Here is a 23,173-nt window from a genome sequence, read left to right on the forward strand (position 1 = left end):
CGGCGTGGAAAGCAAAAAGCCCAGTCCGAGGACTGGGCTTTTCAACTTGGGGTGGCTGATGGGGCTCGAACCCACGACAACAGGAATCACAATCCTGGACTCTACCAACTGAGCTACAGCCACCGCTGAAACCGGTGCGGCATTATAACGATGCCGGCGTTTTTTGCAACTTGTCAGGCTTTGGCGCACCCGACAGGAATCGAACCTGTAACCTACGGCTTAGAAGGCCGTTGCTCTATCCAGTTGAGCTACGGGCACGTACTGGTTATTTAGGCTGGTCTGGTCGGGGCGGTGGGATTCGAACTCACGACCCCCTGTTCCCAAAACAGGTGCGCTACCAGACTGCGCTACGCCCCGAACAGAGGCCGAACTATAGCGTCAGCCGCCGAAGCTGGTCAACCCCCTTTTTGCATTTTGATTGAGTCGGCGCGGCAAAAATGCGAAAATCCGCGCCAATTTTCCACCGATATTCATCTTTTACGGAGTGCACCGATGACCGCCCAAATCCTTGACGGCAAGGCGATTTCCCAGGAACTGATTGCTGGCGTTCGCGCCCGGGTCGATGCCCGTGTGGCCGCTGGCAAGCCGGCCCCCCAGCTGGCGGTAATTCTGGTGGGCTCCGACCCGGCCTCGCAGGTGTATGTCGGCAACAAGAAACGCCAGTGCGAAAACGCCGGCATCCGTTCGCTGGCATTTGATCTGCCGGCGGAAACGTCCGAGCAGGAATTGCTTGATCTGGTAGCGAAGCTCAATGCCGATGAGGATGTGGACGGCATCCTGGTGCAGCTGCCGCTGCCGAAACATCTGGATGGCGACAAAATCATCGAGCTGATCGACCCGAACAAGGATGTCGATGGCTTCCATCCCTACAACATCGGTCGTCTCACGCTGAAAATGCCGTTGCTGCGCCCGTGCACCCCGCGCGGCGTGATGACGCTGCTGGAAAAAACCGGCATCGATCTGGTCGGCAAGGATGCCGTAGTGATCGGCGCTTCCAATATTGTCGGCCGCCCGCAGGCGCTCGAGCTATTGCTGGCGCGTGCCACCGTGACGGTGTGCCACAGCAAGACGAAGGATCTGGCTGACAAGGTACGCGGTGCGGATGTGGTGGTGGCCGGCGTAGGCATCCCCAACTTCGTGAAGGGGGAGTGGATCAAGGAAGGGGCGGTGGTGATCGATGTGGGTATCAACCGTCTGGAAAGCGGCAAGCTGTGCGGCGACGTCGAATTCGACACCGCCAAGGAGCGCGCCTCGTGGATCACCCCGGTGCCGGGCGGTGTCGGCCTGATGACCGTGGCCACGCTGATGCAGAACACCATCGACGCTTGCGAAAAGCGCCGGGGTTGATCATGGCTTACCAGTTTGCAAAACCCTTCCTCTTCATGCTTGATGCCGAAAAGGCGCACCACGCGGCACTGAAGGGGCTGAAGGCGCTGCACAGCGCCAATCTGCTGCGTGCCACGGTCAGCCAGCCAGCGGCCTGCCCGGTGACCGTGATGGGGATCGAGTTTCCCAATCCCGTTGGGCTGGCGGCCGGCCTGGACAAGAATGGTGACTATATCGACGCGCTGGGCGAGCTGGGTTTCGGCTTCATCGAAATCGGCACGATTACTCCGCGTCCGCAGCCGGGCAATCCCAAGCCGCGTCTGTTCCGCCTGCCGGAGGCCGAGGCCATCATCAATCGCATGGGCTTTAACAACGACGGTGTCGACGCGCTGCTCGAGAATGTAAAGAAGGCCAGGTATCGCGGTGTACTCGGCATCAATATTGGCAAGAACTTCGATACCCCCATCGAGAATGCGGCCGATGACTATCTGGTCTGCCTGCGTCGCGTCTACGAGCATGCCAGCTACGTGACCGTGAACATTTCCAGCCCGAATACCAAGAATCTGCGTCAGCTGCAGCAGGCCGACGAGCTGGGTGGCCTGTTGGGCAAGCTGAAAGCCGAGCAGGAAACACTGGCGCAGCAGCATGGCCGCTATGTGCCGCTGGCGGTGAAGATCGCACCGGATCTGGATGGCAACCAGATTCAGGACGTCGCGCGACTGCTGATCGAACACCGCATCGATGGCGTGATTGCCACCAACACCACGCTGTCGCGGACCGGCGTCGAGCATCTGCCGCACGGACAGGAGGCGGGCGGTCTGTCCGGTGCGCCGGTGCGCACCAAGTCGACGCATGTGATCCGCGATCTGGCCGAGGCGCTGGATGGCGCGCTGCCGATCATCGGTGTGGGCGGCATTACCGAGGGCGAGCACGCGGTGGAAAAGATCAAGGCAGGCGCACAGCTGGTGCAGGTGTATTCCGGCCTGATCTACCGTGGCCCGCATCTGGTGCACGACTGTGTCGAGGCGCTGCTGCCGGTGATGGCGCGCTGAGTCGCGATCAAGTTGTAAGGTTGAAGTGGTTTATCGGTTATTTGGATAGATCGCAATAATATTGCTGGAAGTGTGGATATGGGCGGATAATTCCGCCCTGTCTGCGTGATGCCCGCAAAGGGCGCGGTTGAGGCCATGGATTTCAGTCATTATGTCTTGCTGCTGATCGGCGCGGTGCTGGTCAACAATGTGGTGCTGGTACGCATCCTCGGCCTGTGTCCGTTCATGGGCGTGTCGAAAAAACTCGAAGCCTCGATCGGCATGGGCCTGGCGACGGCCTTCGTGCTGACGCTGGCGTCAGGCACCTCGTGGCTGATCGATCAGTTGCTGATCGTCTGGCAGCTTGAATACCTGCGCACGCTGGCGTTCATTGTCGTAATTGCCGCCATCGTGCAATTCACCGAGATGTTCATCCACAAGACCAGTCCGGTGCTGTATCAGGTACTGGGGATTTATCTGCCGCTGATCACCACCAACTGTGCGGTGCTGGGCGTGCCGCTGATCAATTCCAGCGTCAAGCACGGCTTTGTCGATTCGCTGGTATTCGGCTTCGGTTCCGCGCTGGGTTTTTCGCTGATCCTGATTCTGTTCGCGTCGATCCGCGAGCGGCTCGAAGGTGCCGACATTCCGGCGCCGTTCAAGGGAACGCCGATTGCGTTCATTACTGCCGGCCTGATGAGCCTGGCCTTCATGGGTTTTGCCGGTCTGGTGAAGTAAATGAGTTTTCTGCTTGCCGTAGCGCTGATGGCCGTGCTGGCCATCGTTCTGGGGGCCGTGCTGGGCTGGGCCGCCATCAAGTACAAGGTCGATGAAGACCCGCTGGTCGACAAGATCGACGCCATCCTGCCGCAGACGCAATGCGGCCAGTGCGGCTTCCCGGGGTGCAAGCCCTACGCCACGGCCATTGCCGACGGCGAGGCCGACATCAACCAGTGCCCGCCGGGCGGTGACGATGGCGTGCGCAAGCTCGCCGATCTGCTGGGCGTCGATTTCAAGCCGCTGAATGCCGAAAACGGTGAAGAGAAACCCAAAAGCGTCGCCATCATCGACGAAAACACCTGCATTGGCTGCACGCTGTGCATCCAGGCCTGTCCGGTGGATGCCATCGTCGGTTCGGCCAAGCACATGCATACCATCATTGCCAAGGAATGCACCGGCTGCGAGCTGTGTCTGGCGCCCTGTCCGGTGGATTGCATCAGCATGGTTCCGGTGGGTGAAACCGTGCAGAACTGGAAGTGGCGTTACCCCGTGATCAAGCTGAAGGTGACTGCATGAACGCGCCCGTGAACCTGCCGGCCAATACCCAGCCGGTCTACCGTTTCCACGGCGGCGTGCATCCGCCGGAGATGAAGCACCTCTCCAGTGGCAGCCCGATTGCCGCCGCGCCCGTGCCAGCCAGGCTGGTCGTGCCGCTGCAGCAAAGCATAGGCAATCGCGCCAAATGCCTGGTGAGTGTTGGCGAGGACGTCAAAAAGGGCCAGCTGCTCGCTGCCGCTGACGGTACGGTCTCGGTGGCTGTACACGCACCGACTTCGGGACGCGTGGTGGCGATTGACGGCCAGATTGTGGCCCACCCCTCCGGCTTGCCCGAGCTGTGCGTGACCATTGCAAGCGACGGCCGTGATGAGTGGGGCGAACGTTCGCCGCTGGACTGGCGCGCCGCGCTCGAAAAGGGCGATGGCAAGACCATCCGCGACTACCTGCGCGATATGGGTGTGGTGGGGCTGGGGGGCGCGGTGTTCCCATCGCACCTGAAGCTCGGCGGCCGCGACGGGCTGGAAACGCTGGTCATCAACGGCGCGGAATGCGAACCCTTCATCACTTGTGATGACCGGCTGATGCGCGAACGCGCTGGCGAAATTGTCGCCGGCATTGCGATTGTCGCGCAGCTGCTGGCTGCCCGGCAGGTGCTGGTTGGTATCGAGGACAACAAGCCCGAGGCTGTCGCGGCCATGCGCGAAGCGCTGGCGGCCAGCGGCATTGCCAACGCGCATGTGGTGGTGGTGCCGACGCTGTACCCCTCGGGCGGTGCCAAGCAGCTGATCAAGTTGCTGACCAACAAGGAAGTCCCCAGTGGCGTGCGCTCGACCGATCTGGGTGTGCAGTGCTTCAACGTGGCGACGGTTTACACCATTTTCCGCGCGCTGGAGCATGCCGAGCCGGTCATCAGCCGGATTGTGACGCTGACCGGCAATGTCGCGCGTGCGGGCAATGTCGAGGCGCTGATCGGTACGCCCATTGCCGATCTGCTCGATTTTGCTGGGAATCAGAGTGATTCCGAGGGGTATATCTATGGCGGCCCGATGATGGGCTTCGAGCTGCCTGATACCCAGGTGGGTTTGACCAAGGCGGGCAACTGCGTGATCGCGCGCTCTGCCGCGCATTTCCCCGCCAAACAGCCGGAAATGCCGTGCATCCGCTGCGGCGAATGCGCGACGGCCTGCCCGCAGGAACTGCAGCCGATGGACCTGTACTGGTTCTCGCGCAGCAAGAATTTCGGCAAGGCGCAGGAATGGAACCTGTTTGACTGCATCGAATGCGGGGCGTGCGCCTATGTCTGCCCGTCCAGCATCCAGCTGGTCGATTATTACCGTTTTGCCAAGTCGGAAATCTGGGCTGCCGAATCGGCGAAAAAGGCTGCCGACCTGGCGCGGCAACGTCACGAATTCAAGCAGTTCCGCGAAGAGCGGGAGCAGGAAGAAAAGGCCGCACGCCTTGCTGCGCGCGCCGCGCCCAAGCCGGAAGCTGCCGCGGCGGTTGATCCGGACAAGGCCGCCAAGATCAAGGCGGCGATGGAGCGCGCCGCCGCCGCGAAGGCCAGCGCCGCACCCGTTACCGAGACCGCTTCGCCTGCCGTGAGTGTCGACGACGACAAGGCCGCCAAGATCCGCGCCGCGATGGAAGCTGCCGCTGCCAAAAAGGCCGCCAGGGCGGCTGCTGAAGCGGATGGCGAAACACCGGCTGCCAAACCAGCCGCAGCGCTGGATGAAGAAAAAGCCGCAAAAATCCGTGCGGCGATGGAGGCGGCCAAGGCGCGCAAGGCTGCTGCCGAGGGCTGTGCGGCAGAAGCTGTCGCTACGCCCGCCGAGGCCAAGCCGGCTATCGACCCGGAAAAGGCTGCCAAGATCCGCGCCGCCATGGAAGCTGCCAAGGCCAAGAAGGAAGGCCGCGCACCGGCTGTGACCTCTGCAGCGGATACTCCTGCAGGGGATACGGCGCTAGCCAACGATGATCAAGGCGTGGCTGCTGATACCCCGGTAAAGCCCGCGATTGATCCGGAAAAGGCCGCCAAGATCCGCGCCGCAATGGAAGCCGCCAAGGCCAGGAAGGAAGGTCGTGAACCGGTTGCCGCGCCGGTAGCAGATACCCCGGTAGGGGATGCCGAGGTAACCAATGATGAACAGGGTGTAGCTGCTGATACCTCTGCAAAGCCAGCGATCGATGCGGATAAGGCCGCCAAGATTCGCGCGGCCATGGACGCCGCCAAGGCCCGCAAGGCGGCCAAAGAAGGCGGCGAGGCATGAGCGTACTGATTCTGCCGGGCTATTTTGGCTCGGGCCCGACGCACTGGCAAAGCCGCTGGCAGGCACTCCACCCTGAGCTGATCCGGGTCGAGCAGCGGGATTGGCAGCAGCCCGACTGCGCCGAGTGGATGGCCGTGCTGACAACGGCCGTGCAGGCGGCCGCAGCACCGGTTTATCTGGTCGCGCATAGCCTGGGCTGCCTGCTGGTGGCCCACTGGGCTGCACAGCACGATAGCGGTAAGGTCGCCGGCGCGCTACTGGTGGCGCCGCCCAATCCCTGGCGCGATGATTATCCGGAAGCCTGCATGAGCTTTGCCACGCTGGAGCTGGCGCAATTGCCCTTTGCCAGCCTGGTGGTGGCCAGCCGCAACGATCCCTATGCCGGCTATGATTTCGCCGAAACGGCTGCCGCCGCCTGGGGCGCGCAGCTGGTCGATGCCGGCGAGGCGGGGCATATCAATGCCGAATCAAATTTGGGCGACTGGCCGCAGGGCTGGGCGCTGCTGGAACAATTGCAAACGCAGTCCGTGATCAAGTGATGGACCAACGATGATTACTTCCCCGTTTTTTGTAAAACCGACACCGCTGCAGGTAGTGATGCTGAAAGTCGCCGCGGCACTGCTGCCGGCGATTGCCGTCTATGTGCATGTGTTCGGTATCGGCATTCTGGTACAGCTCGCCCTGGCCACCGCGACTGCGCTGGCGACCGAGGCGGCCTGCCTGAAGCTGCGCAAGTATCCGCTCAAGCCCTTCCTGACCGATGGTTCGGCGATCGTCACAGCCTGGCTGCTGGCCTTGTCGATGCCGCCACTGGGCGGCTGGTGGATGGTGGTGCTGGCAACTTTTATTGCGATTGCGCTGGCCAAGCATCTGTATGGAGGCCTGGGGCAGAACCCGTTCAACCCGGCGATGATCGGCTTTGCGGTGATGATCGTGTCCTTCCCAGCCCAGATGTCGCGCTGGGTGGCACCGCTGGCGCTGCCGGCGGTGGATCTGGATGCCGGCGACCAACTCGCCTACATCTTTACCGGCAGCCTGCCCGACGGGCTGAGCTTTGACGCGATTGCGTCAGCCACGCCGCTGGATACGGTAAAGACCGCGCTGATCCAGCATGGCAATCTCGGCGAGGTGCTGCACGGCTTGTTGTTCAGCAGTGGCGGGATGCTGCCCAGCCAGATGGGCTGGATTGCACTGGCCTATCTGGCCGGCGGCCTCTATCTGTTGTTCAGCCGCATTATTCCGTGGCAGACGCCGCTGTCCTTCCTCGCCGGTCTGGGCGTGCTGGCCGGTGGGATGTACGCGTATGACCCGAATCACTACACCTCCCCGTTATTCCATCTGTTTGGCGGCGCGGCGATGCTGGGGGCCTTCTTTATCGTGACCGACCCGGTCACCGGCCCGACTACACCGCGTGGCCGCCTGATTTATGGCGCATTGATCGGCATTCTGACTTACTGCATCCGCGTGTATGGCGGTTACCCCGACGGCGTGGCCTTTGCCGTGATCATCATGAATATTGCCGCACCGTTTATCGACCAGTACACGCAACCTGCGGTCTTCGGTAGAAAAACGAAGGGAGCGAAAGCATGAAAACCATGCTGAAAAACAGCACCCGCGGCGCGCTGACCCTGCTCGTCTTTGCCGTGGTATTTACCGCGCTGATGGCCGGCACCTATGCGCTGACCCGCAGCATCGTGCAAAAAAACGAGCTGGACGCCAAAACCGCGCTGCTGGCGCAGGTATTGCCCAAGGGGAGCTATGACAATGACCTGCTGGCTGCCGCGAAAACGCTGGCCCCAGTTGATTGCCAGCGGCTGAATGTCGAGGCCGGTTGCCAGCTGTATCTGGCGAAAAAGGGTGGGCAAGCCGTGGCGGCGGTGATCGAAACCGTGGCGCCCGATGGGTATTCCGGCAAGATACGCCTCTTGGTCGGCGTGAACCGCGATGGCGTGGTGCAGGGCGTGCGCGTCATTGCCCACAAGGAAACGCCGGGGCTGGGTGACTATATCGACGCGGCCAAATCGGCATGGAGCGAGCAGTTCTCGGGCAAGAGCCTGTCCAACCCGACGGAGAATGCCTGGAAGGTGAAAAAGGACGGCGGGGCTTTCGACTACACCGCCGGCGCAACCATCAGCCCGCGTGCGGTGGTCAAGGCCGTCCACAATGTACTGGGTTTTGTAAACGGGCAGCGCGCCAACCTGTTTGGCGCGTGAACGGAGAAGCACGATGAGCATCATGAGCTGGGCCGACGCCAAGGCCATCATTCACAACAGCATCTGGAAGCAGAACCAGGGCGTCGTTGCCATTCTGGGCATGTGTCCGGTGCTGGTGATGTCGAACAACATCATCAATGGCGTCTCGCTGGGGCTGGCGACCAGCCTGGTGATGCTGGTCTCCGGCGCTGCAATTGCCGCAATCCGCGAATTCGTGCCCAATGAGCTGCGTAGCCCGATCTTCATCCTGATCATTGCCGCGCTGGTGACGATGGTTGATCTGCTGATGAATTCCTACGTGCACGAACTGTACGTGGTACTTGGGATTTTCATTCCGCTGATTACCACCAACTGCATTGTGCTGGCGCGTGCCGAGGCGTTTGCCTCGAAGAACAGCGTTGCGCATTCGGCGCTCGACGGCTTTTTCATGGGTATTGGCCTGACCATCGTGCTGGGGATTCTCGGTGCGGGACGCGAACTGCTGGGCAAAGGGACGCTCTTGTCCGGTATTGATCTGGTGTTCGGGCCGGCCGCCAAAAGCTGGGTGATCCATGTGATTCCGGCGGAGATGCATTACCAGTTCCTGCTGGCCATCCTGCCGCCCGGCGCATTCATTGGTCTGGGTTTCCTGATCGCCGGCAAGATGGCGCTGGATCGTCGCGCGGATGCCAAGGCGAAACTGGCCGCCAAGCCGGCTGAGCCGGTGGGCTTTTCCGAAGGGCAGAGCCACTGCTGACGCAGCACATGGCTGCGCCCCGCCTGCCGCGGGGCGAGTTGTTTCTAGCGCTGCTTGCCGGCCTGTGATTCCTGCAGACCCAGCGCCAGCCAGCCGGCGAGCCCGATTCTCTGCAGGGTTTCGATATTGCGGCCGTAAATGGCTTCGGGATCGGGAAAGGCTGCCACCGCGCGGGCGATCGTGGCTTCACGCAGCAGATGCAGTGTCGGGTAGGGCGCGCGGTTGGTGTAGTTGCTGATGTCGTCGGGCTCGGTGCCGTCGAACTGATAATCCGGGTGAAAGCTGGCGATCTGCAGGATCCCTTCCAGCTCGTGTTCGGCAATGGTGTCATCCGCAATCGCCAGCAGGTCGGTAAAATCGGCGAAATCACCGAATAGCGTCGGATGGATCAGCAGGGTGGTGTCGATTTCGTCCGGGTTGGCGGCGGCCAGCAACGCCAGCTCGCGATCCAGTTCTTCCAGAAAGGCGTCGAGATGGCGTGCCGAGGAAACCACGATGCGCACCTGGTTTTTCACATAGACCGACTTGGCAAAGGGGCAGAGATTCAGGCCGATCACGGCCTGCTCAAGCCAGTGGCGGGTTTGCTGGATGACGTCGTCGTTTGACATGGCTGGTGATCGCTTGGAAACAAGCCCGCTACTTTACTATGTAATCGCGCCGCGGATGGCGGCAGCAGGAAGAGGCTACACGCGATGAACAAGGAAACCCGCCGCATTTTCTACGCCCGGCTGGCCGAGCTCGACCCGAATCCGACGACCGAGCTGCATTACACCACCCCGTTTGAATTGCTGACGGCCGTGCTGCTCTCGGCGCAGGCAACCGATGTCGGCGTGAACAAGGCGACCGCAAAGCTGTTTCCGGTGGCAAACACGCCGGCCGCGATTCTCGCGCTGGGGCAGGAAGGGCTGGAGTCCTACATTGCCACGATCGGCTTGTACCGCAGCAAGGCAAAACACCTGCTGGAAACCTGCCGCATCCTGATCGAGCAGCACGGTGGCGAAGTCCCGAATGATCGCGATAGCCTGGAGGCGCTGCCCGGCGTCGGGCGCAAGACCGCGAACGTGGTGCTGAACACGGCGTTCGGCGTGCCGACCATTGCGGTCGATACGCACATCTTCCGTCTGGGCAACCGCACGGGGCTGGCGCCCGGCAAGGATGTGCGCGCGGTGGAAGACAAACTGCTGAAAGTCACCCCGCCGGAGTTCCTGCTCAATGCGCATCACTGGCTGATCCTGCATGGCCGCTATGTCTGCAAGGCCAGAAAGCCCGAGTGCTGGCGTTGCGTGGTCAACGATGTGTGCGATTATCGATCAAAGCAGCTAACGCCGCCGAAAGGATTCTGAGGCGGAGCTTGCACGCCGGAAACGGCGCCGGGACTGTTTGTGCTCTACACTGGTGGAGTTGATTCAGTCATGGCAGGAGCCCATGTCCGCTACCGAAACCCGTCCGGTACTGCCCGGCCGGGCTGCGTTCATCGTTAGCCATTATCGCCTGATCGTCAGCGGCATCTATCTGCTGGCGGCGCTGGTCATGATTCCGCCAGCATGGGTGAGCATGCGCGAGATCGATCGCGATATCCGTTCCCTGGCGCATGAGCGCGGCACCGCCCTTTTTCAGATGGTCGAGCTCAGCCGCGAATGGAATGCCCGACATGGCGGGGTGTATGTGCCGGTGACCCCGGACATGCAGCCCAATACCTATCTGCATCATCCGCAGCGCGACATCACCGATCAGAGCGGCCGCCAGCTGACACTGGTAAACCCGGCCTATATGACCCGGCAGATTGCCGACTTGGCGGCGGCGCGCGAAGGCGTGCGCTTTCACCTCACCAGTTTGCGGCCGCTGCGCCCGGGCAATGAGCCCGATGCGTGGGAGGCGTCCGCCCTGGGGCGTTTCGAGCGGGTGGAGGCGAGCGAGCAATTTGATTTCCTTCCCGATGGGGCCGCCGGATTGCCCGGACCGGTCTACCGCTATATGGCGCCGTTACACGTCAAGCAGGCCTGCATGCGCTGCCATGCCGCACAGGGCTACCGTGTCGGGGATGTGCGTGGCGGGATTTCCGTAACCATTCCAGCCAAACGGCTGGAGGTGCTGGTCAGTGAACGCAACCGCCAGATCTGGCTGCTCTTCGGGCTGGTCGGTTTTGCGCTGGCGGGCCTTGGACATCTGCTGATCTGGCGTGCCCGCGCCGCGCTGCAGCATGTCGCCAGGATTCATGCCGATCAGGAACAGCTGATTGCCGAGCGCACCCGCGAGCTGTCGCAGGCGGCCGACGAGCAACGCGTCGCTGCCGCTGTCTTTGACAGTGCCACGGCAGGGTTGATTGTCACCGATCCGCAGGCGCATATTCTGCGGGTCAACCCGGCCTTTTGCCGAATGAGCGGGTATTCGGCGGCCGAGCTGATCGGCCAGACGCCTGCACTGCTGCGCTCTGGGCGGCATGATGCCGCGTTCTATGCGCAGTTGCGCGAGCAGTTGCAGCGGGAGGGCAGCTGGCAGGGCGAGTTGTGGAACCGCCGCAAGGATGGCGAGCCCTTTGCGGTCTGGCTGGCCATCTCGACGATTGCCAGCGGCAGCACCGGCGAGTGTTTTGTCGGCTCGTATACCGACATCACCAAGCGCAAGGAGGCCGAGGCCATCATCCTGCACCGGGCCAACCATGATGCACTGACCGGGCTGCCCAACCGCAGCCTGTTTGCCGACCGGCTTGGCACGGCGCTGGCCCTCTCGCGGCGGCATGGCAGCCAGCTTGGTCTGCTCTTCATTGATCTGGATGGGTTCAAGCGCATCAATGACACACTGGGGCATGCTGCCGGTGATGAATTGCTGGTGCAGGCTGCGCAGCGCATGCAGCAGTGCGTACGCGAGGTTGATACGCTGGCCCGGCTGGGGGGGGACGAGTTTGCCGTTATTCTCGGCTCGCTGCGGGAGGAGCATGAATGTGCCGAGGTGGCCGAACGGCTCAATCATGCGCTGGCACGGCAATTCGACCTGATGGATGGCAGTGTGCGGATTGCCTGCAGCATCGGCATTGCATTGGCGCCGCTGCATGCCACTACCGAGCTCGAGCTGCGCCGACTGGCGGATATGGCGCTCTACAAGGCCAAGGGGCGGGGTGGCAATACCTGGCAGATGACCATGGCGGGCGGAAAAAAGCCACCGCGGACGGTGGCTGACAGGTAGATCTGAGGAGAGATGAAGAGGTAACGCGTTACCTGCATGAGTTAATTGTGCATGGTGTAGCAAAGAGTGTCCGTGAACTATTACCGCTCGGCGCAAATGGCGGGATACTGCTGACTGTATTGCCCCATGACTGGCACAATCAAAGGGTTATAGGTTGATACCCATAAAGAATGCGACACATTGATCTGAATGCCGATCTCGGTGAAGGCTGCGGGCTCGATGCCGCGCTGATGCCCTGGCTGAGTTCCGCCAACATTGCCTGTGGCGGGCATGCCGGAGATGCTGACAGCATGCGCGAAACAGTCGCACTGGCGCGCCGGCATGGGCTGACCATCGGCGCCCATCCCTCCTATCCGGACCGGGCCGGTTTTGGCCGCCAGCCGCTTGCCATGCCAGTGAGTCAATTGCAGCACAGTCTCGAGAGCCAGCTCGCCGCCCTGCAGCAGATCGCTGCCGCGCAGGGGGCTCGCGTGGCCTATGTGAAAGCGCACGGGGCGCTGTATAACGCGGCGATGCAGGACCCGGAGCTCGCCGAAGTGCTGCTGGATGCCAGCATCCGCGTGCTGGGGGCGCCGGGCATCATGGGCTTGCCCGGCTCCTTGCTGCTGGATCGTGCGGCTCAGCGCGGGTTGCCGGTGATACGCGAGGGCTTTGCCGATCGCGCTTATGAACAGGATGGCACTCTGCGTTCGCGCCATCTGCCCGGTGCGGTGCTGGACGATGCAGAAGCTATCGCCCAGGCCGAGGCCTTTGTGCTGCATCAACAAGTACGCAGTTTCAGCGGCGAATGGGTGACATCCCGCATCGATTCGCTATGCCTGCATGGCGACAATCCTGCTGCAGTCCGGCTGGCTCAGGCGATCCGGCTGCAGCTCGAAGGGCATGGCGTCGGCATTAGTTCTACTGTGTAAATTGTTCGACGCAATCTGGCGCTCGGGCGCGCATCATAACAATGACATTGGCTTGAACTGGAGGAGGCTGCATGCTCGCCCAACATCCCCGCGGCTTATATCTGCTGTTTGCCACAGAAATGTGGGAACGTTTTTCCTATTACGGTAACCGTGCGCTGCTGGCGCTGTTCATGATTTCGGCGCTGTCGTTCGACAAGCAGTTCACCGCCGCGCTTTACGGGCAATACACCGGGCTGGTGTATCTCTCCCCGCTGGTCGGTGGCTATATTGCCGACCGGTTCTGGGGTAACCGCCGTTCGATCATGGTGGGTGGCCTGCTGATGGCCGCCGGGCAGTTTGCCTTGTTTTTCGCCGGCTCGGTCTACCAGAATCTGCAGCTGGCCGTGCCGCTGTTTTACTGCGGATTGGGGTTGATCATTGCCGGTAACGGCTTCTTCAAGCCGAATATTTCCAGCATGGTCGGCCAGCTCTACCATGCCGGGGATGCGCGCAAGGACGCCGCATATACCATCTTCTACATGGGGATCAACCTGGGTTCCTTCCTTGCTCCGCTGGTCTGTGGCACGCTGGGCGATACCGGCAACCCGGCCGATTTCCGCTGGGGCTTTCTGGCCGCCGGTGTGGGTATGCTGGTGTCGCTGCTGGTGTTCGGCTCTCTGCAACAGCGCTATCTGCACACACCGGATGGCACGGCGATCGGGCTGCCGCCCAGGCGCCTGAGCGCCGAGGAAAAGCGCCAGGTCGATCAGTCGCTGACGACCATCGACCTCGACCGCATGCTGGTGATCGGCGTGCTGTCCTTTTTCGTGATTTTCTTCTGGTCGGCCTTCGAGCAAGCCGGCGTGTCGCTGACCTTCCTCGCCAGTGAATCGACCGACCGCACGATCTTTGGCTGGACCATGCCGACGTCGTGGTTCCAGTCGCTCAATCCGGTCTTCGTGCTGCTGTTTGCTCCGGTACTGGCGCAGCTGTGGGGCTCGCTGGCAAGGCGCGAACGCGAGCCGGCTTCGCCGACCAAGATGGCGATCGGCCTGTTGCTGCTGTCGGCGGGCTTCCTCGTGATTGCGCTGGGTGTGCGCCAGATCGGTGACGGCGTGAAAATGTCGATGCTATGGCTGGTGGCCATGTACTGGCTGCATACGCTGGGTGAGCTGTGTCTGTCGCCGATCGGGCTGTCGCTGGTCAACAAGCTGGCGCCGGTGCGCTTTGCCTCGCTGCTGATGGCGGTGTGGTTCCTGGCCAATGCGGCGGCCAACTGGTTTGCCGGCATTCTGGCTGGCTTCTATCCCGAAGCAGGCAGGCCGCTGCCGGTGTTCATGGGCTGGCAGATCAGCAATCTGGCTGACTTTTTCACCCTCTTTGTCGTGATGGCGTTTGTGGCCGGCGCCGTGCTGCTGCTGCTCACCGGTGTGCTGCAAAAGCGGATGCACGGAGTTCGCTAGGCACGTATCTGGCTATAGCCATCGTGTTATAAAGACTACGGAGTGATAGGTGGTCGTGTATAAAAGCCGCAACAGCTGTTGCGGCTTTTTGCTGCCCGCTATTGGCGGGATGCGCTGCTTTGTCGTTCCCAGGCGCTGAGAATCTGATCCAACCGCCTAGCCTGCTCTTCCTGTTTGGCAAGAAGCTCGGCCATGCGTTTCTGCTGCCGCTCACTCTCAGCCAGCATGTCATTGGAGCGTTTCAGTTGCTCTTGATAGGCGCGCATCTGCGTTTCATTCGTTCCGGACGTGCTACCTGGATCCGTCAGGAAGGGGCGAAAAACAAACGCATAGATCAACCAGATGCACAGCCCCTAGGTGACGCCGCGCCCAAGGCTGGCGAGCATGCGCAGTAAGAGCGAAGGTGGTTCGCCTGGTGAATCACTGACTGGGGTGTTTGGTGCTGCATAGGGATTCGGCGGCTGCTCCATGCGCGGCCCCGGGATGAATTTGCCCGATGCTTGCTCAAGCCGCCATAGTTGGTCAACGTGCGGTAGCATTGCTGTTGTGTTCGCGGCATGAAAAAAGCCACCCGCTTGGGTGGCTTTCTCCGAGTCTGATCATGCTATTCCTGAGGTTGCCCGCCTTCCTGCCAGGGCATTGGAACCCGAACGCCATTGAGCACGAAGGAGCCACCCGAGAGCGTGGCTTTCGCCGACAGGACGCCCTTGTCTTCCAGCAGCAGTTTCTGCTCGGTCAGCTTGGCGATCTGGCCTTCGACAAATTGGGTCGCGAGGAAATCGATGTCATCCTGATTGGCTTCGCTGTTGAGGCTGCCCAGCATCGCGCGGAATTGCCAGATGGCAATGGTCTGCGCGGCCTTGCGCGGTACGGCGAAGTCGGCGCTGGCCTCCAGGCGCTGGAAGAACTGCACGCCATTGTTCAGGTCTTCGGGCTTGAAGCCCTTCAGCCCGACGCCGCCGGCAAAGCGCAGTGCCCCGTCGGGCATCTTGACCTCCAGTTTGCGGATGGCCAGATGCGGGTCGTGGGTGAGCAGCGGCATCCCTTCGGTTTGCGCCAGCTTCATCACTTCTTCGGTAAATTTCTCGCGGGGCAGCTGTTTTTTCTGCAAGGCCGTGAAGGAGTCTGCAACCTTGGCCAGGGTTGGGCCATGCAGGTGTGTGGCTTCGGTCTGCAGGATGGCCGGACCATAGGGCTGCTCGTCCAGCACCAGCTTTTGCAGGCCGATGTCGGCGGTGGCGTCGATGAAGTCGCCATTTTCCTTGATCAGGCCGGCGTAGGTGAGCTGCTCCAGACGCAACTGCATCGGAGCGCCCTCCAGCAGTTTGAGGTCGAAGGCCCCGACACTGGCGCTGGAGGTGCCCAGCATCACACCGGTCTTGCCCCGGCTGTTGTCGAAGACGACCTTGACATCCTTGAGGCTGGCCTCGAAGACATTTTTGGCCTGACTTTCCAGCAGCGGCGCGGCGGCCTCGAATTTCACGCGATTGAAATCGCCGCCGTAATCCAGCGTGGCATCCAGCCCGCCCCATTTGGCCTTGAAGCCGGATACGGCTTCCGAGTAGTCAAAGTCGGGGATGCGGATTTTCATCACGCCGTCGTCATTGAAGGCAATGCGGTTTTCGATCTCGATCGGCGCCTTGTCGCCGAAGAACTGCTTGAGCAGCTTTTCGGTTTCCGGGCTGTACTTGATTTCGGTCGTCACCACGGCCTTGTACGGCGTGGGATTGAAGCGCCCCAGGAGTGGCAGCGGGCCGTGCTGGATGTGGTTGATGAAGGTGAATTCCAGCTTGGGTAGTTGCTGGCCTTCGCGCTCGATCAGGAAGGCATACATGCCGGGATCGAGCTGCAGGGTGGTGCTTTCCGTCGAGCTGAACCAGCCCGGCGTGTAGCTGTGATTCTTGACGATGAAGTAGGGCAGGCTGGCGATCCAGTCGTGCTGCTTCTTCATGGTGGCCTGGATGGACTGGCCGGCGTACCAGCTGCCGCCGAGGTAGGCGATGGCCAGTGCCGCGGCGGTGCTGCCTGCAGCGATCAACAGTTTGCGTTTCACTCGTTCAGTGCTCCAGGTAGTGCGGTGGTAAGGCAGATCAGCGCCCGGTGGGCGCTTGCGCGTGCAGCACGGCATGCACGGCAACAGCGATAGCATATAAGACTTGAGGCACAGAGCAAAACAGGAGAAATGCCGCTGTGGCGCTTTTTCCCGTTTTGCTGCTGTGCCTCGTCAGGATGAATCATCCGGGCAGGTATGCCGTCAGACTCAGATGCGGCGCGCGAGTTCCTCGGCAATACCCAGATAGGTAGCTGGAGTCAGTTCCTTCAGGCGGACTTTCTCGTCGGCCGGGATGTCCAGCCCGTCGATGAAGACGGCCAGCGTTTCGCGGGTGATGCCGCTCTTGCCGCGGGTCAGCGCCTTCAGCTGTTCGTAGGGGTTGGCTACCGCATAGCGGCGCATGACGGTCTGGATCGGTTCGGCCAGGACTTCCCAGTTGGCGTCCAGATCTTTCAGCATGGCATTGCGGTCGGCCAGCAGCTTGTTCAGGCCCTTCAGGCAGGACACGTAACCCAGCAGCGAGTAACCCAGACCGACACCCATATTGCGCAGCACGGTCGAATCGGTCAGGTCACGCTGCCAGCGCGAGATCGGCAGCTTCTGGCTCAGGTGGGTCAGGATCGCATTGGCGATGCCCAGATTGCCTTCGGAATTCTCGAAGTCGATCGGGTTGACCTTGTGCGGCATGGTGGACGAGCCGACTTCGCCTTCCTTGACCTTCTGCTTGAAGAAGCCCAGCGAGATGTAGCCCCAGACGTCGCGGTTGAAGTCGACCAGGATGGTGTTCACGCGCGCGAAGTTGTCGTAGAGCTCGCTCATGTAATCGTGCGGCTCGATCTGGATGGTGTACGGGTTGAAGGTGATGCCGAGGCTTTCCACGAAGCGGCGGGCGAAGCCTTCCCAGTCAAAGCCCGGGTAGGCCGACAGGTGGGCGTTGTAGTTGCCCACGGCGCCATTGATCTTGCCCAGCAGCTCGACCTGTTCGATGCGCTTGAACTGGCGTTCCAGGCGGTAGGCCACGTTGGCCAGTTCCTTGCCCATGGTGGTCGGGGTTGCCGGCTGGCCGTGGGTGCGGCTCATCATCGGGGCGTCGGCCAGTTCGTGCGCCAGCTCCTTCACCTTGGCAATGATGCCCGCGAGTTGCGGCAGCAGTGCCTGTTCGCGTGCACCCTTGAGCATCAGCGCGTGGCTGAGGTTGTTGATGTCTTCCGAGGTGCAGGCGAAGTGGATGAATTCGCTTGCGGCGGAAACTTCGGTATTGCCGGACAGGCGTTCTTTCAGCCAGTACTCGACTGCCTTCACGTCGTGGTTGGTGGTGCGCTCGATGGTTTTGACTTCCAGCGCATGTTCCGGGCTGAACTGAGCTACAACCGCATCCAGTTCGGCAATGGTCGCGGCGGAGAAGGGCTTCACTTCAGCAATGGCCGGCTCGGCTGCGAGTGCTTTCAGCCAGGCCACTTCAACGGCAACGCGGTTCTTGATCAGCGCGAATTCGCTGAAGTGCGGGCGCAGCTCGGCAAGCTGCTTCTCATAGCGGCCATCCAGCGGGGACAGCGCGGTCAGTGCGGAAAGATCCATGGCGACTCAAGTCCAGAACAAGGCAGAACAAAAGCGGAATTCTACCTGAAAACCGCAGGCGGGACAGGGATGGTGCAGGTTGCATGGCGCCTGCACGGGATGAATGGTCCTCTCGCTCAAGTCTGCTGCCGGTAGCGGTGGCTGCAGAACCGACGCAGGCGGCAAGCCTGAAGGTATGTGCCAGCAGAGCCTTACTGGATTGACGTTGCGGTTGCTATTGGCATGGGTATGCCACAGACATGGAGTGCGCCCGGCCGGTGATGCGACGTTCTCTTGAAGCCGAGTGCGCGTTTTGTCTTGTAAGTTTTGATTGTAAATGAGAATGGTTGCTGATAGCATTCGAGTATGATTCTCAATAACAGAACATCTCTTCCGGCGAATGCGGGTTGCCTGTTGCTAATCGCAGGGCTGCATGCCGCTGCGCTGTATGCCCTGACCCATCTGCGGCTGGCTCCGCAGTCGCTGCCGCCGCAACCTATCGTGCCCATGCTGCTGGCAATGGGGCAGGAGGCCCCGCGTCCGCCTGCGCCCCTGCCCTTGCCTGCCGTCAAGCCGGTCGTGAAACCGCAACTCAAGGCTCGCGAAGCATCCATTCAGCCGCGGCAACCGGCGGCCATGGCTCGCGAGGCCGTCAATCAGAACAGCCTTGCCAGCCTGACCGTGCAGCGCGCCGAGGCGCCGGTGGCAGAAGCGGCACGTCCATTGACGGACAGGGCGCCTGCTGCACCGGCTGCCGCAGGCGATGCTCGTCCGGTCGCCGAGCGTGTGGCGCCAAGTTTTCACGCCAATTATCTGAACAATCCCCGTCCCCCGTACCCCCCGGCTTCGCTGTCGCTGGGTGAGGAAGGGGTAGTGATGCTGCGGGTCGAGGTTAGCGCGCAGGGTGACGCAGCCAGTGTCGAGCTGGCGCGCAGCAGTGGTTTTCCCCGGCTGGATGCGGTTGCCCAGGCAACAGTGCGCCGCTGGCGCTTCGTGCCGGCGCGTGTCGGTGATGAGGCTGTGCCCGGTACCGTACTGGTGCCGGTGAATTTTTCCATCAAAAAGGCTTAAGACGATGAATCTCGCCCTGGTCCTGCAGTCCGGTGATCCGGTACTGGTGTCGACGTTTTTTCTGCTGGTGCTGATGTCGGTAATCAGCTGGTTCGTGATTGTGCTGCGCGTGCGGCATTCGCTGCTGACCGGGCGCCGGCAGCGTCGCTTCACGCGCCTGTTTTGGGAGGCTGCCGACTGGCAGGCCGCCACCCGGCTGGCCGCCGAACATGATTCGCCTGCTGCGCGCATCGCGTGCGCCGGTGGCGAGGGGTTGCAGCACTACACCTCCCATCAGGCCGGCAGCCTCGGCAAATCGGTATCGCTGGACGATTATCTGGTGCGCAAGCTGCGTAATCATCTGCAGCAGGAAACCGGCCAGCTCGAACGCGGGCTGACCTGGCTGGCCACGATTGGTTCGGTGGCGCCCTTTGTGGGCTTGTTCGGCACGGTCTGGGGGATCTACCACGCGCTGCTGGGGATTGCAGCTGCGGGCAATGCTTCGCTGGATACCGTGGCCGGGCCGATCGGCGAGGCCTTGGTTGCGACGGCTGCCGGGCTGGCAGTCGCAATTCCGGCGGTGGTGGCTTACAACGCCTTCGTGCGAATCAACCGCCGTTTTGGACAGGAGCTGGATGGCTTTACCCACGACCTGCATGCTCAGTTGCTGACGGAGGCTCATCATGGCGTTCGGTAGTTTCGGCGGACCGGAACAGGCTCCGATGGCGGAAATTAATACCACGCCGCTGGTCGACGTGATGCTGGTGCTGCTGGTGGTCTTCATTATTACAGCACCGGTGATGCATCACGCCGTCAAGGTCGAATTGCCTAGGGCTACCGCTGCGAAGCAACTGGCGCAGAAGCAGACAATCCGGCTGGCGATTGCCGCTGATGGGGCTCTGCAGTGGGATGGGCAGGCGGTGCTGCAAACCGAACTGGATGCACGCTTTGCCGAGGTATTCAAGCGCGATCCACTCACCGAAATCCATGTGTTTGCCGACAAGGCGGCCCGTTATGACGCGGTAGCCCAGGCCATGGCGGCGGCCCAACGCGCCGGCCTGAGCCGGATCGGACTGATGACCGCCGGAGGCGCTTGAGTGACGCTGTCCTGTACCGAATGAAACGGGCGGGGAGATTCCCCGCCTTTTTTTACTCTGGAGAGAAAACGATAATGAGAAGTAGTGGCAATAAAAAAGTGGTGATCCGGCATCTGGCGCGCTTGCCGGCGGCAATGGCACTGTTTGGTGTGGTCGCCGCCCAGGTGCAGGCGGAAGACGCGGTTCTCGATACGGTGCAAGTCACCGGTGAGGTCGTCCGGGATCCGCAGGGTACTGCCCACACCTACAGCGCACCGACCGTGAGCGTAGGCCGCAGCAAGGAGGCACCGCGTGATGTACCGCAGTCGGTCACGTCGATCACCCAGCAGCTGATGCAGGATCAGGATGCCAATACCCTCAAGGATGCGCTTCGCAATGCGGTTGGCGTAACCTTCAATGCGGCCGAAGGCGGAGCCAGTGGTGACGGGGTGCGGCTGCGGGGTTTCAATACCTCGAATGACCTCTATCTGGACAATTTCCGTGATGCGGCGCAATACAACCGCGATACCTTCAATCTCGATCGCGTCGAAGTCCTGCGTGGTTCGGCGTCGATGCTCTATGGTCGTGGCTCGACCGGTGGTGTGATCAATCAGGTCAGCAAGACCCCGTTCTTCAGCAACTGGCATGAAATCAGTGCAACCCTTGGTACTGATGACTATTACCGCATCGAGGCCGATCTGAACCGCAAGCTGAGCGAGAACGTCGCCGCACGCCTGAATATCATGGGGCAGGAAGCCGGCAGCTTCCGTGAAGGTGCGGAGATGAATCGCTGGGGTGTGGCACCAAGCCTTGCCATCAAGGCTGGCGAGAAGGCACGCATCAATCTGTCCTACCTGCACTACGAAGAAGACAATGTTCCGGATTACGGAGTTCCTTACTATGAGGACAAGCCCTTGGGGCCGGCCAACCGCTTTTATGGCCTGAACAAGTTCGATTATGAGAAAACCAAGTCGGATGTGTTTACTGCAGACATCAGTTACGACATCGCGCCGGGTGTATTGCTGCGCAATATGACCCGCTATGGCGAATACGAGCTGGATCTGTCGTCATCGGCACCGCGCCTGAATCTTGATAGCACCGGAGGCGTTCTGACGGATGCGACCGAAATCAAGCGCAACCGCAAGCTGCGCATGCGCGATCAGGATATTCTGGCCAATATCACCGAGCTTAGCGGCAGTATCGATACCGGTGCAGTCCGGCATCAGCTGTTGGCGGGTATGGAGGTTAGCCGCGAAAGCCTGTTGACGACTGCGCGCAAGTCGGATTGCGAGCTGCCATCGGCTACCTATGGCAATCCTGACCCCTTTCAGTCCTACAGCTGCGATGCGGTGCACGTATCCGGCTATTCCGATCTGAGTGCCGATACGCTGGCCTTTTACGCGCAGGATACCATCCAGTTGTCGCCCGTTTTCAAAGTAATTCTCGGTGCCCGTTGGGACAAACTGAGTATCGAGTTTGATCAGCAGCCCGAGGCAACCGCTAGAGACAGAAAGGATAAAGTCTGGAGCTATCGCGCAGGCTTCCTATATCAGCCCGATGCCGTGCAATCCTACTACGCCTCCTATGGCACCTCATTCAACCCATCGGCCGAGGCATATTCACTCGATGCCCGTGGTACCAATACGCCGCCGGAGAAAAACCGCAACTTCGAAATTGGCGCCAAATGGGATTTGCTTGATGGTGACCTGGCGTTGCGGACTGCCATTTTTCGCAGTGAAAAAACCAATGAGCGAGTCACCGACATTGAGCCGGGCGGTGAGCCTCAGCCATATCTGTTGTCTGGCAAACGCCATACCGATGGTATCGAGCTGGAGGCGGCCGGTCGTCTGACCCGTCAATGGCAACTCTTTGGTGGCGTGGCCTTGATGGATCCGGTGCTCGATAAGGTTGGCCCTCAGGATGATCCGCAGTGGGAAGGCAATATGCCGGACAATGCGCCGAAATATACGGGAAATCTTTGGACGACTTATCAAGTCGACAGTAACTGGAAAATTGGCGGTGGATTTACTGCGGTCGGCAAGCGCTACACCAGTAAGGAAAATCTCACTTACCTGCCATCCTATGTTCGCACTGACCTGATGGCCGAGTGGACGCATCGGGATGTCTCGCTGCAGCTCAATATCTATAACCTGTTTGACCAAGACCATTACGAAGGTCTGTATCGTGGTTTTGCCGTTCCGGGAACCGGCCGTTCGGCGCGACTGACGGCGAAGTATTCCTTCTGAACCTTTTAACCAAAAGCCCTTGGGGTTGATAGGGGTATGGGTATGCCGGTAGGCCGGCATGCCCGCCCGATGGAGTTGCCATGCTGCTGCATATTCCCGGTGTCCTCGACGCCGAAACCGTCCGCGCTTGCCGGACACGACTGGATCGGGCAGGCTGGGTCGACGGACGCATCACCGCCGGCAGCCAGTCGGCCAAGGTGAAGCAGAACGAACAGCTGCCCAATGATGACCCGCAGGCCGAGGCCGTGCGTGCGGTGATTCTGGCTGCGCTGGAGAAAAACGAGCTGTTTTTCTCGGCCGCGCTGCCCAAGCGCATTTTCCCGCCGTTGTTCAACCGCTACGGGCCGGGGCAAACCTTTGGCAATCATGTCGACAACGCCTTTCGTCGCGTGACCGCCACCGGCGAATGGGTGCGCAGCGACCTGTCGGCGACGCTGTTCTTTGCCGAGCCCGAAGAATATGACGGTGGCGAGCTCATCATCGAAGATACCTACGGTCTGCACGAAGTGAAGCTGCCGGCCGGGGACATGATCCTGTACCCCTCGTCCAGCCTGCACCGGGTTGAGCCGGTGACGCGCGGCACGCGCGTGGCCTCGTTCATGTGGCTGCAGAGCATGGTGCGCGACGTGGGCGAGCGCCAGCAGCTGTTCGAGCTCGATTGCGCGATCCGCCAGTTGCGTACCGAGCAGGGCGATACGCCGCTGGCCGTGCAGCTGACCGGGGTGTACCACAACCTGCTGCGCCGCTGGGGCGAGGTGTAGCGCGGCTGCGGCCAGAGGCCGGTAAGCAGGCAGACGTGATTTA

The 23,173-nt window shown here is 61.2% G+C and carries 22 protein-coding genes and 3 tRNA genes; 18 read left to right on the top strand and 7 right to left on the bottom strand.

Going from position 1 to position 23,173, the window contains the following annotated elements; genetic code table 11:
• Positions 1-47: 47 nt before the first annotated feature.
• From INR99_RS11910 to INR99_RS11920, 3 genes are all read right to left on the bottom strand, one after another.
• A tRNA-His gene (locus tag INR99_RS11910) sits at positions 48-123 on the bottom strand.
• 58 nt (positions 124-181) lie between these two features.
• Positions 182-258, bottom strand: a tRNA-Arg gene (locus tag INR99_RS11915).
• A 22-nt stretch (positions 259-280) separates the two neighbouring features.
• A tRNA-Pro gene (locus INR99_RS11920) sits at positions 281-357 on the bottom strand.
• A gap of 135 nt (positions 358-492) precedes the next feature.
• Between INR99_RS11920 and folD the strand changes: the two genes are divergently transcribed.
• The 9 genes from folD (at position 493) to INR99_RS11965 (ending at position 8,851) form a co-directional block, all read left to right on the top strand.
• Positions 493-1,347, top strand: a complete 855-nt coding sequence (gene folD / locus INR99_RS11925) for a bifunctional methylenetetrahydrofolate dehydrogenase/methenyltetrahydrofolate cyclohydrolase FolD (protein ID WP_194116557.1) — start codon at positions 493-495, stop codon at positions 1,345-1,347.
• Positions 1,348-1,349: 2 nt separating this feature from the next.
• On the top strand, positions 1,350-2,378 hold the full coding sequence (locus INR99_RS11930) for a quinone-dependent dihydroorotate dehydrogenase (RefSeq protein WP_194116558.1): 1,029 nt from the start codon (positions 1,350-1,352) through the stop codon (positions 2,376-2,378).
• A gap of 135 nt (positions 2,379-2,513) precedes the next feature.
• On the top strand, positions 2,514-3,095 hold the full coding sequence (gene rsxA, locus INR99_RS11935; protein WP_194116559.1) for an electron transport complex subunit RsxA: 582 nt from the start codon (positions 2,514-2,516) through the stop codon (positions 3,093-3,095).
• Entirely contained in the window at positions 3,096-3,653 is a 558-nt protein-coding gene (gene rsxB, locus INR99_RS11940) for an electron transport complex subunit RsxB (RefSeq protein WP_194116560.1), read from the top strand.
• A complete protein-coding gene (rsxC, locus tag INR99_RS11945) occupies positions 3,650-5,902 on the top strand; it encodes an electron transport complex subunit RsxC (RefSeq protein ID WP_194116561.1) in 2,253 nt (750 codons plus the stop codon). The genes rsxB and rsxC overlap by 4 nt, the downstream gene beginning before the upstream one ends.
• Complete coding sequence (locus INR99_RS11950) at positions 5,899-6,441, top strand: RBBP9/YdeN family alpha/beta hydrolase (protein WP_194116562.1); 543 nt, start codon at positions 5,899-5,901, stop codon at positions 6,439-6,441. The genes rsxC and INR99_RS11950 overlap by 4 nt, the downstream gene beginning before the upstream one ends.
• Positions 6,442-6,451: 10 nt before the next feature.
• Positions 6,452-7,492, top strand: coding sequence for an RnfABCDGE type electron transport complex subunit D (locus INR99_RS11955; protein ID WP_194116563.1), 1,041 nt, complete (start codon positions 6,452-6,454; stop codon positions 7,490-7,492).
• Positions 7,489-8,115, top strand: a complete 627-nt coding sequence (gene rsxG, locus INR99_RS11960) for an electron transport complex subunit RsxG (RefSeq protein WP_194116564.1) — start codon at positions 7,489-7,491, stop codon at positions 8,113-8,115. Before INR99_RS11955 ends, rsxG begins: the two co-directional genes overlap by 4 nt.
• A gap of 13 nt (positions 8,116-8,128) precedes the next feature.
• On the top strand, positions 8,129-8,851 hold the full coding sequence (locus INR99_RS11965) for an electron transport complex subunit E (protein ID WP_228098272.1): 723 nt from the start codon (positions 8,129-8,131) through the stop codon (positions 8,849-8,851).
• A 44-nt stretch (positions 8,852-8,895) separates the two neighbouring features.
• Here INR99_RS11965 and INR99_RS11970 read toward each other — a convergent pair whose 3' ends face one another.
• Positions 8,896-9,459: a DUF1415 domain-containing protein gene (locus INR99_RS11970; protein WP_194116565.1), complete on the bottom strand. Its 564-nt coding sequence runs from the start codon at positions 9,457-9,459 to the stop codon at positions 8,896-8,898.
• Between the two features lie 84 nt (positions 9,460-9,543).
• On the opposite strand from INR99_RS11970, the gene nth reads away from it, so the two are divergent.
• The 4 genes from nth (at position 9,544) to INR99_RS11990 (ending at position 14,387) form a co-directional block, all read left to right on the top strand.
• Complete coding sequence (nth, locus tag INR99_RS11975) at positions 9,544-10,194, top strand: endonuclease III (protein ID WP_194116566.1); 651 nt, start codon at positions 9,544-9,546, stop codon at positions 10,192-10,194.
• Between the two features lie 82 nt (positions 10,195-10,276).
• Positions 10,277-12,034, top strand: coding sequence for a diguanylate cyclase domain-containing protein (locus tag INR99_RS11980; protein ID WP_194116567.1), 1,758 nt, complete (start codon positions 10,277-10,279; stop codon positions 12,032-12,034).
• Between the two features lie 170 nt (positions 12,035-12,204).
• Positions 12,205-12,945 carry a 5-oxoprolinase subunit PxpA gene (gene pxpA / locus INR99_RS11985; RefSeq protein ID WP_194116568.1) on the top strand — a complete coding sequence of 247 codons (741 nt, stop codon included), beginning with the start codon at positions 12,205-12,207 and terminating at the stop codon, positions 12,943-12,945.
• Positions 12,946-13,016: 71 nt separating this feature from the next.
• Positions 13,017-14,387, top strand: a complete 1,371-nt coding sequence (locus tag INR99_RS11990; RefSeq protein ID WP_194116569.1) for a peptide MFS transporter — start codon at positions 13,017-13,019, stop codon at positions 14,385-14,387.
• 98 nt (positions 14,388-14,485) lie between these two features.
• Here the strand turns inward: INR99_RS11990 and INR99_RS11995 are convergent, their stop codons facing one another.
• The 3 genes from INR99_RS11995 to purB form a co-directional block, all read right to left on the bottom strand.
• Positions 14,486-14,653, bottom strand: a complete 168-nt coding sequence (locus INR99_RS11995) for a hypothetical protein (RefSeq protein ID WP_194116570.1) — start codon at positions 14,651-14,653, stop codon at positions 14,486-14,488.
• A 338-nt stretch (positions 14,654-14,991) separates the two neighbouring features.
• Entirely contained in the window at positions 14,992-16,440 is a 1,449-nt protein-coding gene (locus INR99_RS12000) for a YdgA family protein (protein ID WP_194116571.1), read from the bottom strand.
• Between the two features lie 207 nt (positions 16,441-16,647).
• A complete protein-coding gene (gene purB, locus INR99_RS12005; protein ID WP_194116572.1) occupies positions 16,648-18,018 on the bottom strand; it encodes an adenylosuccinate lyase in 1,371 nt (456 codons plus the stop codon).
• Positions 18,019-18,363: 345 nt separating this feature from the next.
• On the opposite strand from purB, the gene INR99_RS12010 reads away from it, so the two are divergent.
• The 5 genes from INR99_RS12010 (at position 18,364) to INR99_RS12030 (ending at position 23,130) form a co-directional block, all read left to right on the top strand.
• Positions 18,364-19,068, top strand: coding sequence for an energy transducer TonB (locus tag INR99_RS12010; RefSeq protein WP_194116573.1), 705 nt, complete (start codon positions 18,364-18,366; stop codon positions 19,066-19,068).
• A 4-nt stretch (positions 19,069-19,072) separates the two neighbouring features.
• Positions 19,073-19,744, top strand: coding sequence for a MotA/TolQ/ExbB proton channel family protein (locus INR99_RS12015; protein WP_194116574.1), 672 nt, complete (start codon positions 19,073-19,075; stop codon positions 19,742-19,744).
• Complete coding sequence (locus INR99_RS12020) at positions 19,731-20,144, top strand: ExbD/TolR family protein (RefSeq protein WP_194116575.1); 414 nt, start codon at positions 19,731-19,733, stop codon at positions 20,142-20,144. The genes INR99_RS12015 and INR99_RS12020 overlap by 14 nt, the downstream gene beginning before the upstream one ends.
• A gap of 74 nt (positions 20,145-20,218) precedes the next feature.
• Positions 20,219-22,369: a TonB-dependent receptor gene (locus INR99_RS12025; RefSeq protein ID WP_194116576.1), complete on the top strand. Its 2,151-nt coding sequence runs from the start codon at positions 20,219-20,221 to the stop codon at positions 22,367-22,369.
• An 80-nt stretch (positions 22,370-22,449) separates the two neighbouring features.
• A complete protein-coding gene (locus INR99_RS12030; protein ID WP_194116577.1) occupies positions 22,450-23,130 on the top strand; it encodes a Fe2+-dependent dioxygenase in 681 nt (226 codons plus the stop codon).
• Positions 23,131-23,173 lie beyond the last annotated feature (43 nt).

The sequence above is a fragment of the Chitinilyticum piscinae genome (genome assembly GCF_015223195.1).
Classification (GTDB): Bacteria; Pseudomonadota; Gammaproteobacteria; order Burkholderiales; family Chitinibacteraceae; genus Chitinilyticum; species Chitinilyticum piscinae.

Excerpts from the sequence above, each read along its gene's own strand:
- folD (WP_194116557.1), top strand. The coding sequence starts at position 493 with ATGACCGCCCAAATCCTTGACGGCAAGGCGATTTCCCAGGAACTGATT.
- INR99_RS11930 (WP_194116558.1), top strand. The coding sequence starts at position 1,350 with ATGGCTTACCAGTTTGCAAAACCCTTCCTCTTCATGCTTGATGCCGAA.
- rsxA (WP_194116559.1), top strand. The coding sequence starts at position 2,514 with ATGGATTTCAGTCATTATGTCTTGCTGCTGATCGGCGCGGTGCTGGTC.
- rsxB (WP_194116560.1), top strand. The coding sequence starts at position 3,096 with ATGAGTTTTCTGCTTGCCGTAGCGCTGATGGCCGTGCTGGCCATCGTT.
- rsxC (WP_194116561.1), top strand. The coding sequence starts at position 3,650 with ATGAACGCGCCCGTGAACCTGCCGGCCAATACCCAGCCGGTCTACCGT.
- INR99_RS11950 (WP_194116562.1), top strand. The coding sequence starts at position 5,899 with ATGAGCGTACTGATTCTGCCGGGCTATTTTGGCTCGGGCCCGACGCAC.
- INR99_RS11955 (WP_194116563.1), top strand. The coding sequence starts at position 6,452 with ATGATTACTTCCCCGTTTTTTGTAAAACCGACACCGCTGCAGGTAGTG.
- rsxG (WP_194116564.1), top strand. The coding sequence starts at position 7,489 with ATGAAAACCATGCTGAAAAACAGCACCCGCGGCGCGCTGACCCTGCTC.
- INR99_RS11965 (WP_228098272.1), top strand. The coding sequence starts at position 8,129 with ATGAGCATCATGAGCTGGGCCGACGCCAAGGCCATCATTCACAACAGC.
- INR99_RS11970 (WP_194116565.1), bottom strand. The coding sequence starts at position 9,459 with ATGTCAAACGACGACGTCATCCAGCAAACCCGCCACTGGCTTGAGCAG.
- nth (WP_194116566.1), top strand. The coding sequence starts at position 9,544 with ATGAACAAGGAAACCCGCCGCATTTTCTACGCCCGGCTGGCCGAGCTC.
- INR99_RS11980 (WP_194116567.1), top strand. The coding sequence starts at position 10,277 with ATGTCCGCTACCGAAACCCGTCCGGTACTGCCCGGCCGGGCTGCGTTC.
- pxpA (WP_194116568.1), top strand. The coding sequence starts at position 12,205 with ATGCGACACATTGATCTGAATGCCGATCTCGGTGAAGGCTGCGGGCTC.
- INR99_RS11990 (WP_194116569.1), top strand. The coding sequence starts at position 13,017 with ATGCTCGCCCAACATCCCCGCGGCTTATATCTGCTGTTTGCCACAGAA.
- INR99_RS11995 (WP_194116570.1), bottom strand. The coding sequence starts at position 14,653 with ATGCGCGCCTATCAAGAGCAACTGAAACGCTCCAATGACATGCTGGCT.
- purB (WP_194116572.1), bottom strand. The coding sequence starts at position 18,018 with ATGGATCTTTCCGCACTGACCGCGCTGTCCCCGCTGGATGGCCGCTAT.
- INR99_RS12010 (WP_194116573.1), top strand. The coding sequence starts at position 18,364 with ATGATTCTCAATAACAGAACATCTCTTCCGGCGAATGCGGGTTGCCTG.
- INR99_RS12015 (WP_194116574.1), top strand. The coding sequence starts at position 19,073 with ATGAATCTCGCCCTGGTCCTGCAGTCCGGTGATCCGGTACTGGTGTCG.
- INR99_RS12020 (WP_194116575.1), top strand. The coding sequence starts at position 19,731 with ATGGCGTTCGGTAGTTTCGGCGGACCGGAACAGGCTCCGATGGCGGAA.
- INR99_RS12025 (WP_194116576.1), top strand. The coding sequence starts at position 20,219 with ATGAGAAGTAGTGGCAATAAAAAAGTGGTGATCCGGCATCTGGCGCGC.
- INR99_RS12030 (WP_194116577.1), top strand. The coding sequence starts at position 22,450 with ATGCTGCTGCATATTCCCGGTGTCCTCGACGCCGAAACCGTCCGCGCT.